This is a genomic window from Marinifilum sp. D714 (assembly GCF_030851345.1).
Taxonomy (GTDB): Bacteria; Bacteroidota; Bacteroidia; order Bacteroidales; family Marinifilaceae; genus Marinifilum.
The window spans coordinates 49,262-60,672 of the sequence record NZ_JALPNU010000024.1 but is presented as its reverse complement, the minus strand read 5'-3'; the positions used below and the strand labels follow the sequence as shown (position 1 = coordinate 60,672).

Sequence of the window (11,411 nt, the reverse complement as noted above, 5' to 3'; positions counted from 1 at the left end):
CATTTGATGATCCTCGCGAATCGGACGGTGGACATGAGCCTTTTATTGGTGACATTTCCAATCCTCTTGGTGGTGGTAGTAGCGGTAGCCCATCTCCTGCTCCGCCTGTGAATACATCTCAAGAATTTCTTGAGAATGAAAAACTAAATTGTATTTGGAGTAAAATAAACAACATCTCAGTTAACCATAACAATTCATTAATCACTTCTGTTTTTGCAAGTTTCTCTGGAGTTAGTTATAATCCACAAGATATTAAAATAGAAGTTGCCTCTAATTTAGTTGGCGAAAATGGTAAGGTAGCTAATGGAACAACAAACAAAGAAGAGGGAGGATATCTTATCAAGATTAATCAAGACAATCTTAATAATAAAGCTCCAATTGAAATATACAGAACAATTATACATGAAATGATACATGCTCATTTATGGAGAAAACAATATGTCAGTGGAGATAACTTTATCTCAAGATATTATTCATATATTAAATACAATAAGGGTATTGCTGAAACAGATCACCATAAATTAATGAAAGATCATTATATACCAATAATGGCAAATGCACTAAAAGAATTTGATAGATTAAATGGAAGATCTTTAGACATGTCATATTATATCAATTTATCTTGGGCTGGATTACATATGAGTTTGCCAATAAAAGAAAAGCAAAAAATTCAAAATACTATAGATTTTATTAGAGAAAGGAATCTGAACTGTGAAAAATAAAACGTATATAATAATTTTCTTCTTATTTACATCTATATCTTGTAAAGAGAAAGTACCGTTAAAAATAGATCCTGAACAACATACTCCTGTTGTAATAAGAGATTCTCTATACTCTCAGTTGGCAAAAAGTCTTTCTAAAAATAATGAATCCTTGTATACAAAGTTTCTTGTTGATTGGAACCGAAAATTTCAACCTAATGGTGTTGATTTTATAAATCAGAATGAAGTAAGCAAGTCGATTTTCGCAATCTTTAAGGCTATTTACCAACCAAAGGACATAGATGAATTAGGTTCTTGGCAAAAGGATTATAGCGGTCCTCAAAACTACTATGTAATCCAAAACACCATTAAATTTTACATAGATGGAAGTAATGTTGATACCATTACGAACTTTAGACCTCCCACTGATTTGCCAAAATCATCCATATTATACACTAGCTCAATTCATCAGGAAATCTATAATACTTTTCTAAATAAGCTAGGTAAAAAAGATGATAATGAAACAATTCAAGAGGTTAACCCAAATGCTACACTTTCGAATGATGACTTAAAAATTAAACGAATCGAAAAGTATTTTCCTATTGATTTAGATTCGAATCTTAAACATTGGAATATTATATCTGCTCCATACATTAGACTTATTAGTTTTAATGAGAATATTGATAGAGCCAAAGTTGATTTTATAGTTGGATGTCAGGGAGGAGAAGCAATCTTAAAGAAAAAGAATAACAAATGGATTATTTTGGAAAGTAAGGCTACTTGGATAGAGTAATTTTGCATCAATAGGGGCTGTTTAATTTAACTTTTTGGGCAGCCTCTTTCAACATTAAACATCTTCATTAAAACTTCAATTCCCTATCAATCCTAGAAATTAATTCCTGCTTTTCCTGAAAGGATTTTTGATATTTCTGAATTGCTTTTTGATTACTTCTTTTGATAAAAAGCATACGAAGGAAGGAAATACAAACCAAAACCACATATACTATAATATTACTCTCAAATAAATCATCAAACTTAATAAAGCCTTGTCTGCTGTAACCCAATGTGAGAAAAACAGCCAACATTGTGCAATAAAACAATTCTCTTATCACATTTTCCCTAACAATCTCTAAATGACTTTTTCCATGCATTTTCTCAAATGCAGCTTCTATAGCATCTTTAAGGTCATTCTTTATTCTTAGCAGTTCTGCAGGATTGTATCCTCTTTCAAATAGTAAATTACCCGCATATATCTGTGGATCGATATTAATTCTATTGCTCTCCTTAAATAAATCAAGCAATTCGGTATTGCTCTTTTTATTGAGCTTCTTTTTCCAATCCAAAATTCTCCAATCAAGCATTCTTCAATTTTTATAAATTATCCGATCACTTCCAATATAGAAGCATAAGTATTGGTTATAAATGCTTCCAAGTTATCCTGGGCCAACCATTTTACTTCCTGAATGTCCTCCTCGGCTTGAGGAACCAATTCTTCACAACCTGAATAAGTCATTTGATACCAGTAGGTGCGTTTTAAAACAAATTTGCCTTTCATCCAGTAGGTATGATAGGTTGAATTGAGTTCCTTTTCGATCACGACTCCTGAAATTCCGCACTCCTCTTCCACCTCTCGAATGGCTGCTTCCGGAATTGCTTCACCCTTCTCCACTTTTCCCTTTGGCAGATCCCATTTGTCCAATCGGTAAATGGCTAAAATCTCATCGTTCAAATTGTATACCTTTCCACCTGCGGCTTCGATATATTTAAAGCACGATTTAAAGTGAGCAAAAAGCGCTTCAAGATCGTCGGCAACCACAAAAATTTGCTCTCTGTGTTCTTCCTCATCAAACTGATGAATTAATCCTTCCAGAGATTCTTCTTCCGTCCATGCATAAACCATTCCCTCAAAATTTACACTTTCGTTTTTATCGCCTAAAAAAATCAATCGATCTTTAAAAAATACTTTATACATTTGCGGTAGATTTTAAATACACATCGGAAAAACATAATGATTTGAATTTCCGTATTTTGAATTCATATAACAATCCATAAATCCAGAGAAAGTATGCAAAATACTGCTAAACAAGTCGCTGAATATTTGCTACAAATTAAGGCAATTAAACTAGAACCAACAAACCCATTTACCTGGGCATCGGGATGGAAATCTCCTATTTATTGTGACAACCGTAAAACCCTTTCTTACCCAGAGGTTAGAACCTATATTAAGAAAGCTTTTGCTGAAGTTGTAATGGAAAAATATCCTGAAGTTGAAGTAATTGCAGGTGTAGCAACAGGTGCTATTGCTCAGGGAGCTTTAGTTGCTGAAGAAATGAACAAGCCAATGGTTTACATTCGTTCATCGGCAAAAGCTCACGGAATGACCAACTTAATTGAAGGTGAAATTAAGCCAGGACAAAAAGTTGTAGTTATCGAAGATTTAATTTCGACTGGCGGTAGTAGCTTAAAAGCGGTTCAGGCTTTAAGAGAAGCTGGTTGCGAAGTATTAGGTATGGTAGCTATTTTTACTTATGGCTTCCAAAAAGCAGTTGATAATTTTACTGAAAACAACTGTAAGCTTGATACTTTAAGTGATTACAATATCATGATTGATCGTGCTCAAGAAATTGGATACATTAAAGCTGAAGATGTTGATCAATTGAAAGAATGGAGAAAAGATCCGGCAAGCTGGGGAGTTTAATCACTGGTTTTCCGATAAAAAAATAATTTTAGAAAAGAGAGTATTCCTATGGAGTACCCTCTTTTGTATTCTTAATACGAAGGCTAATGTCGACAACAAAAATTGTAAGTGAAGTACATAAGATTCCACATCTGGTAGGCGATGTTTATGGTTTCTTATCAGATTTTAGAAAAATTGCCAAAGTTTTTGAACTGGCTGCAGAAAATCCTCAGGTGCAAGAGCAAATTGAAGCTCAAACCAAAAAGAAGATGAACATTAAAGAACACATCGAACATTGGGAAGCAACTGAAGACAACTGTACATTTGTGATTAAAGGATTCGGTGAAGCTGGATTACAATTTGTCGAGAAAGAAGAAAATAAAACCTTAAAATTAACTGGATACGGAAGAAGTCCATTCGAATTTTATTTATGGATTCAACTAATTGATAAGGGCCCTTACGACACTAGAGTGCGACTAACCGTGCATGCTGAATTAAATGCTATGATGAAAATGATGCTGAAAAAGAAATTGGAAAAAGGCATCAATCAATTGGCAGAAGGATTGACGCAAATTCCTTTCAGTGCACTTCAGAATATGGAATAAGATCAAACTTGATCAAAAGAAGCTGTTGAATAACTCAACGGCTTTTTTTGTGCCTTCCATTTTTTTGAATAGATTTGTTTTAAATGAATCTAAATAGTAGACATAGAATTCTTGGTTTTTTACTTGCAATGGCATTTGTTCTGCCAATTGTAATTAAAGCCCAGCACATGATGTTCCCTAATCACGAGCATCATTGTCATTCTTGTACAAATCACACACCTGATGTAGCTGACATTTGTGCTATTCAGGATTTCGACTACTTCTATTTTGATTCTACTGATATGGTTCATATACCTGCTGTTAGTAGTATTGAACTGATATCCCACAAAGCAAAACAAACCATTAAAATTCAAACTCCTCCGAGATTTGATTTTAGCTTACGTGCTCCTCCTGAGTTTTTTGAAATATAAATGCCTTAAAAAACAAGTCTTAAATTATGCATTTGAAGTGAATCTATGTTGATATCACTTATCGACTTGTATTTGTGTTTTACCAAATCAAAAAACTCTTTTCAAATTATGATCAGATATTTTCTGGCAGTATTATTACTATTGCCTTTATACGCTTTCTCATCAGTAGAGATAAGCAACAACAAATTAAGTGGGACTGTTACAGATCAAAACAATGGCACTCCCCTACCTGGAGTAAGTATTTTTGTACCTGAATTACAAAAAGGTGCAGTTAGTAATTCTGATGGTACTTATGTATTGGAACATCTTCCACAAGGGAAGTTAACGGTTCAGTTTTCTTTTGTTGGTTACGAATCAATTATCAAAACCATTAACATTCAATCCGAAAACACTCAACTCAATGTTGATTTGGAATTTACCTCAGTAACCACACAAGACATTGTCGTTTCTGGTGGTTTTCCTTCTGCTCAGCACGAAAACTCAATTAAAATTTCAGTTCTTAACAAGGAAAAACTGGAACAATTGGTCAGTCCATCGCTTGGAGAAAAGCTATCCAGCATACCAGGTGTTGATGTAATCTCAAGAAGTCCGGCGGTAAGTACTCCTGTCATCAGAGGATTATCCTTAAACAACATCATTTTCTTAAACAATGGAGTTCGATTAGAAAATTTCCAGTTCTCAACCGATCATCCATTTTTGGTTAATGAACAAGGAGCAAATCATATCGAAGTAATAAAAGGTCCTGCCTCATTACTTTACGGATCGGATGCAATGGGTGGTGTGATTAATATCCTTCGCGAAAAACCTGCACCAGCCAATTCAGTCCAAGCTGATGTTTCTTCTGAATTTCATTCTGTATCCAGTGGGTGGAATCACAACATTGGCGTAAAAGGAAGTTCGAACAGTTTGTTCTGGATGCTAAGAGCAACAAAACAATCTCATCGCGATTACAAAGACGGAAATGGTGACTATGTACCAAATACCCGTTTCAATTCAGAAGGCTTACAATTGGGTTTAGGTTTGATTAAAGACTTTGGTAGCTTTAAACTTTATTACGACTACCTACAGCCTAAATTAGGTATGACAAACAGTGAAGCTTTAGAGGTAGTAAGTGAAGGCAATCGAAAGAACCACTATTGGTTTCAGGATTTAACTCAACACCTTATTTCATCGAGAAACAGATTATTTCTGGGTAATTACAAGTTGGAAGTAAATGCAGCATATCAATTCAATAACCGACAATTAAAAGGTAATCCTAATTCGGAGCATTTCCGATTGGTGGATATGGACTTAAAAACTTTCACCTACGACAGTAAGTTGTACTTCCCAACAGGAGAAAACACAGAGTTCTTGGTTGGAATTCAAGGCATGCATCAATCCAACAAAAACCAGGGAGCTCCAAATAGAATTATTCCTGATGCGAAAATTGATGACTTTTCTTTGTTCTCTTTGCTGAAAAAAGAAATTGGCAAAGCCGATATTCAATTGGGACTTAGATATGATCACAGATCTCTTTACGTTCCTGAACAAGAAGCGGGTGGACACTCCCACGGAGAACCAGAAGATGAGCATCATGAAGAGGAAGGTGATCACCACGAAGAAGAGGGAGAAGAACATCATGAGGAAGAAGGTGAGCATCATGAAGAAGAGGAAATGGTGCATATCAATCGTAAGTTTGATAACCTGAATGCTTCCTTAGGTGCAACATTTCATCTTTCTGAATCATTATTAATGAGAACCAACTTTGCTACAGGATACCGTGTACCAAATTTGGCTGAACTTTCACAACATGGTCTTCATGGTAACAGGTTCGAGGAAGGAAATGCCGACCTAGATGCTCAAAAAAGTTTCGAAACCGATTTGGGTCTGCATTATCATACAAGTAGTCACAATATCGATTTTTCACTTTTCTACAATAAGGTTTATGATTTTATTTACCTTGCACCAACTGACGAACCTGCACCTGAAGGAGATGGATTTGTTTATGCCTACGATCAACAAGATGCGAAATTGTATGGAGGTGAAATCGCAATAAATGTAGTTCCAGTAGATTACCTAAAAATTCATTCCGACTATTCAATGGTAATTGGTAAGCAAGATGATGGCGGAAGATTGCCATTTATTCCACAACACAAGTTGAATACAAGTCTGGAATTCTTTGGTAAAGGCAACAAGCAATTTAAGAATCCTTTTATAAAATTTGAATGGAAATATGCTATGGATCAAAACGATCCTGCTCAGTTTGAAACCAAAACTGCAGCCTATCATCTGTTTAATATTCAGACAGGAACTTCTTTTAAAATTGGAAGCTTTGATGCAAAACTATTGGCAGGTGTAAGCAATTTGTTTGACAAAACTTATACAGATCATTTGTCGAGTCTTAAACCTTTGGGATTTTATAATCCGGGTAGAAACGTGAATGTAAAATTGTCATTCAATCTATAAAAGAATCCGATATAATAAAGAAACCTGATAGACAAGAAATATCTATCAGGTTTTTTATTTGGTATTAAAGCTATACTTATTTAATAAAACTCACCTCTTTAAAATTGTAAATTCTCTCCTCGCCTTCTGCAATTATTCTCAATTGTCCCCATTCTGTAATTCCAACAATTTCTCCCTTAAACACACCATTTTCATCCTCATAAGTATGAGTTTCATTCATCCAGTAAAGTGTGTCTAAATAATCTTCTTCCAATTGGTTTTTATCACCATCCTTAAGTTGAAAATATCTATTCTCAATTTTATCCAACAATTTTGAAAGCTCTGCCTCTAAATTATACTCCTGATTTGTACAATTTGAAAGAGAAATTGGATTTGGAGCATCTGATACAAACTTGCTTTGGTTAATATTTAAACCAATGCCGCATATCGATGTACTCAGTACAGATCCCAATATGGAGTGTTCTATTAAGATTCCTGCAATTTTTTTATTTCCCACATAAATATCATTTGGCCATTTAATAAATACATCCTCCAAATATTCTTTCAAATAATCATATACACCAAGAGAAATTACCTTCGAAATATTAAATTGCTGAGAGATTGGCAAAAATTCTGGCCTCAGAATTATACTAATGGTAAGGTTTTTGCCACTTTCACTTTCCCAAGAATTTGTTTGCTGTCCACGGCCTTTTGTCTGATTTAATGTCAAAACGACAGTTCCGCATGCAGGATTTGCGGATTTTATCAATTCCAAGGCAAAATTATTTGTGGAATTTATTTCGTTTTTACGTACAATCAATTGGGGAGTAAATAATTTTTGCTGCATGTAATTGCTTGTTGGTTTATGATTTGTGGAATTACTATCTTTAAAAATAATACATTCCTGATCGACAAAAATAAGAAGAAAGATTAAACAATTATAACCCTTGAAAGGTTATAAAATCGGTAGATTAGTAAATTATATCACTTTCGACAAGCAATATGCAAAAGGAAGTTATTGAGAATAAAAAAAAATTATCTTTGTAAGTAAAATTAAAATATGACAAAAAAGCAGGAGTATAACTCAGAGGAGCTGGTTGAGGCAATTATTGAAGGATTGCAAGAGAAGAAGGCAGAAGATATTGTAAAAATAGATTTAAGAAATATCGACAGCTCGGTATGTAAATATTTTATAGTCTGTAATGGAACATCTACTACGCATGTTACAGGTTTAGCTGATTCCGTTGAAGATTACGTAAGAGAAAAAATTAACGAAAAAGTATGGAAAAAAGAAGGATTACAAAATGCACAATGGATCCTTTTAGATTACGCGGATGTTGTAGTTCATATTTTCCAAAAAGAATATAGAGATTTTTACCAATTAGAAAGTTTATGGGCAGATGCTCCAATAACCCGAATGGAGGATTCTCAGCCTAATCAATAACCTTTAACTAAAAAGAATGACAGAGAATAATAATCAAAATAAACCTCCTTTTTCAAAAGGGAAAAATGGAAACAATATGATTAAGCCTCCTAAATTCAATGCTTATTGGATTTATGGTTTAATCGCAGTAGCCTTTATTGCCCTTAACTTGCTGGATTTGGGACAAAATCCAAAAGAAACCAGCTGGCAAAAGGTGAAAAATGAAATGATTCGCAACCAGGATGTTGACAGAATTGTTGTGATCAGAAATCTTTTAGAAGTTAACGTTTACCTAAGAGAAGAAAGTTTAGACAAGTATCCTGATCTTTTCGAATCTAGTTTTGATTCACCATCCAAATCAGGTCCACATTACACATTCCCGATTGGTTCTATTGAGCAGTTTGCTGAGCAATTGAATAAAGCTCAGGAAAGAATTTCTGAATACGACAGGGTTGAACCTGAATATACCACTCACGAAAATTACTTTGGTGATTTTATAGGTTGGATACTTCCGTTTGCTCTGATTATCGGAATCTGGTTCTATGTTTTCCGTAGAATGAGCCGTGGTGCCGGTGGCGGTGGAGGAGGTGGTAACATCTTTAACGTTGGTAAATCCAAAGCTAAAGTTTTCGATAAGGAATCAAATATCAATGTAAACTTTAATGATGTTGCAGGTCTTGCCGAAGCCAAACAAGAAGTAGAAGAAATTGTGGAATTCTTGAAGCATCCACAACGATATACCAAATTAGGTGGTAAAATTCCTAAAGGTGCATTATTAGTAGGACCTCCTGGAACTGGTAAAACCTTATTGGCAAAAGCTGTTGCTGGTGAAGCAAACGTGCCTTTCTTCAGTATGTCGGGTTCTGATTTTGTTGAAATGTTTGTTGGTGTTGGTGCAAGCCGTGTTCGCGATTTGTTCAAGCAAGCCAAAGAGAAAGCGCCTTGTATTGTATTTATCGATGAGATTGATGCAATTGGTCGTGCTCGTGGTAAAAACCCAAATATGGGGTCTAATGATGAGCGTGAGAATACTCTGAACCAGTTATTAACAGAAATGGATGGTTTCGATACCAATTCAGGTGTTATCATTTTGGCAGCAACAAACCGTGCTGATATTCTTGACCGCGCCTTAATGCGTGCAGGTCGTTTCGATCGTCAGATTCATGTTGAATTACCTGATTTAAATGAGAGAAGAGAAATCTTTAATGTACACTTAAAACCATTAAAACTTGATCCAAAAATTGATCAGGAATTTCTTGCAAAGCAAACGCCAGGTTTCTCTGGTGCAGATATTGCCAATGTATGTAATGAAGCAGCTTTGATTGCAGCTAGAAAGAAAAAAGATCTTATTGAAAAACAAGATTTCCTTGATGCGATCGATCGTATTATTGGTGGTCTTGAAAAGAAAAACAAGATAATTTCTGTAGAAGAGAAAAAGACAATTGCTTATCACGAAGCTGGTCACGCAACAATTTCTTGGTTGCTGGAACATGCACATCCTTTGGTAAAAGTTACCATTGTCCCTCGTGGTAAAGCTCTTGGTGCTGCCTGGTATCTTCCTGAGGAAAGAAGTATTACTACCAAAGAGCAAATGCTTGATGAAATGTGTTCTACTCTTGGCGGTAGAGCTGCCGAAGAAATTACTTTTGGTAAAGTTTCAACTGGTGCTCAAAACGATTTGGAGAAAGTAACCAAGCAAGCAATTGCAATGGTATCGATCTTTGGTATGAGCGATAAGGTTGGTAATGTAAGTTACTACGATTCATCAGGTCAGTCTGATTACTCTTTCTCGAAACCTTACAGTGAGAAAACAGCTGAATTAATTGATCAAGAAGTAAAAACATTGATTGAAAGTAGCTATGAAAGAGCAAAGCAAGTTCTTCGGGACAATGAAGAAGGTCACAACAAATTGGCTGAACTTCTTTTAGAGCGTGAGGTAATCTTTAGTGAGGATCTTGAAGAAATTTTTGGGAAAAGAAATTTCGGAAAAGGAAAAGAGGTAGAAGAAAAAAAAATTGTTCCTCCAACAGCTGAAGATGATAATGAAAGTAAAGCAGTTTAAACTGCATTAATAAAATATTTGAAAGCTGGATGATAGATGTTCATCCAGCTTTTCTTTTTGACATATTTTAAAAATATGATGACAAACCATCTGTATGATGTCGTTAATATATCATCTCAGAAGATCTTACTCAAATAAGTCGTGAAAAAACACTACTTTTGAAGGCTGAAACACTAACTGAACAAATTGATGCTTTTGCATCAAAGAACAATTAATTCTTTTCACGTGGGGAACTTTTTAACAAGAACATTATTTGGAGCGATATTCGTAATTGTACTAATAGCAGGAATAGTTATTCATCCCTTTGCTTTTTTCGCAGTATTTATGGGCATTACACTTCTAGCTAGTTTTGAATTCTACAAACTAATTCAAAAAAACAATTGCGTTCCTCAAATTACCACAGGATTAATTGGAGCAGCACTCTTGTTCACATCATGCTTTGCCTATACTCATTTTAACAACTCCGCATTATTTGCCTTGTTTGTTCCTTTACTGGTACTTATCCCAATAATTGAGATGTACCGTAAGAAGGAAAATCCTTTTGGAAATATAGCCTATACATTTATGGGATTGTTGTATGTAGCATTACCCTTTTCTCTTTTAAATTTCATGGTTTTCCCTTTTGGAGATAATGAATTTCATTGGGAGATTTTAATGGGCATTTTTGTTTTAATTTGGGCGAATGACACTGGAGCCTATTTAGTTGGAGTAAACTTTGGTAAACACCGCTTATTCGAGAGAATTTCTCCTAAAAAATCATGGGAAGGAAGTATTGGTGGTGCAGTAATTACACTTGCCATCGCCTACTTAATTTCATTATACTCAAAAGAATTAACTACTGTACAATGGATTATTAGCGGAGCTATTGTTGTGGTATTCGGATCAATGGGTGATTTGGTAGAATCCCTACTAAAGAGAAGCGTTAACATCAAAGATTCAGGAAACTTAATCCCTGGTCATGGTGGGTTATTAGATCGATTCGATGCCATACTACTTGTTTCACCAATGATTTTTGTATTTCTTCAATTTATTAACGAGTTCTTCCGTTAAAAAACTCATAATCATCCTCTCTCAAGAATAAAATCCAAAAAGAAAAAGTTATTTTTAGT

Annotated in this window: 12 protein-coding genes; 9 read left to right on the top strand and 3 right to left on the bottom strand. The window is 34.7% G+C overall.

The window, feature by feature from the left end:
- Both M0051_RS16605 and M0051_RS16600 read left to right on the top strand, forming a co-directional pair.
- The coding region (locus M0051_RS16605; RefSeq protein WP_306742641.1) for a hypothetical protein at positions 1–722 on the top strand (722 nt) is incomplete at its 5' end.
- A complete protein-coding gene (locus M0051_RS16600) occupies positions 712–1,494 on the top strand; it encodes a hypothetical protein (RefSeq protein WP_306742640.1) in 783 nt (260 codons plus the stop codon). The genes M0051_RS16605 and M0051_RS16600, both read left to right, overlap by 11 nt.
- 67 nt (positions 1,495–1,561) lie before the next feature.
- Here the strand turns inward: M0051_RS16600 and M0051_RS16595 are convergent, their stop codons facing one another.
- On the bottom strand, positions 1,562–2,062 hold the full coding sequence (locus M0051_RS16595; RefSeq protein ID WP_306742639.1) for a hypothetical protein: 501 nt from the start codon (positions 2,060–2,062) through the stop codon (positions 1,562–1,564).
- 17 nt (positions 2,063–2,079) lie between these two features.
- Positions 2,080–2,673: an NUDIX hydrolase gene (locus M0051_RS16590; protein WP_306742637.1), complete on the bottom strand. Its 594-nt coding sequence runs from the start codon at positions 2,671–2,673 to the stop codon at positions 2,080–2,082.
- 93 nt (positions 2,674–2,766) lie between these two features.
- On the opposite strand from M0051_RS16590, the gene pyrE reads away from it, so the two are divergent.
- The 4 genes from pyrE to M0051_RS16570 all read left to right on the top strand — a co-directional run bounded on the left by pyrE (position 2,767) and on the right by M0051_RS16570 (position 6,838).
- On the top strand, positions 2,767–3,399 hold the full coding sequence (pyrE, locus tag M0051_RS16585) for an orotate phosphoribosyltransferase (protein WP_306742636.1): 633 nt from the start codon (positions 2,767–2,769) through the stop codon (positions 3,397–3,399).
- Positions 3,400–3,485: 86 nt separating this feature from the next.
- The gene (locus M0051_RS16580; RefSeq protein ID WP_110361056.1) at positions 3,486–3,983 is read left to right on the top strand and encodes a hypothetical protein; all 498 of its coding nucleotides are present in this window, start codon (positions 3,486–3,488) and stop codon (positions 3,981–3,983) included.
- 83 nt (positions 3,984–4,066) lie between these two features.
- Positions 4,067–4,393 carry a hypothetical protein gene (locus M0051_RS16575; RefSeq protein ID WP_306742635.1) on the top strand — a complete coding sequence of 109 codons (327 nt, stop codon included), beginning with the start codon at positions 4,067–4,069 and terminating at the stop codon, positions 4,391–4,393.
- A 108-nt stretch (positions 4,394–4,501) separates the two neighbouring features.
- On the top strand, positions 4,502–6,838 hold the full coding sequence (locus M0051_RS16570) for a TonB-dependent receptor (protein WP_306742634.1): 2,337 nt from the start codon (positions 4,502–4,504) through the stop codon (positions 6,836–6,838).
- A 76-nt stretch (positions 6,839–6,914) separates the two neighbouring features.
- Here M0051_RS16570 and M0051_RS16565 read toward each other — a convergent pair whose 3' ends face one another.
- Complete coding sequence (locus tag M0051_RS16565) at positions 6,915–7,664, bottom strand: biotin--[acetyl-CoA-carboxylase] ligase (protein WP_306742633.1); 750 nt, start codon at positions 7,662–7,664, stop codon at positions 6,915–6,917.
- A gap of 213 nt (positions 7,665–7,877) precedes the next feature.
- Between M0051_RS16565 and rsfS the strand changes: the two genes are divergently transcribed.
- The 3 genes from rsfS (at position 7,878) to M0051_RS16550 (ending at position 11,352) form a co-directional block, all read left to right on the top strand.
- A complete protein-coding gene (gene rsfS, locus M0051_RS16560) occupies positions 7,878–8,261 on the top strand; it encodes a ribosome silencing factor (protein WP_306742632.1) in 384 nt (127 codons plus the stop codon).
- Positions 8,262–8,277: 16 nt separating this feature from the next.
- Positions 8,278–10,302 (top strand): ATP-dependent zinc metalloprotease FtsH, encoded by a 2,025-nt coding sequence (gene ftsH, locus M0051_RS16555; RefSeq protein WP_306742631.1) that lies wholly within the window; start codon positions 8,278–8,280, stop codon positions 10,300–10,302.
- A gap of 225 nt (positions 10,303–10,527) precedes the next feature.
- Positions 10,528–11,352: a phosphatidate cytidylyltransferase gene (locus M0051_RS16550; protein WP_306742630.1), complete on the top strand. Its 825-nt coding sequence runs from the start codon at positions 10,528–10,530 to the stop codon at positions 11,350–11,352.
- Positions 11,353–11,411: the final 59 nt, after the last annotated feature.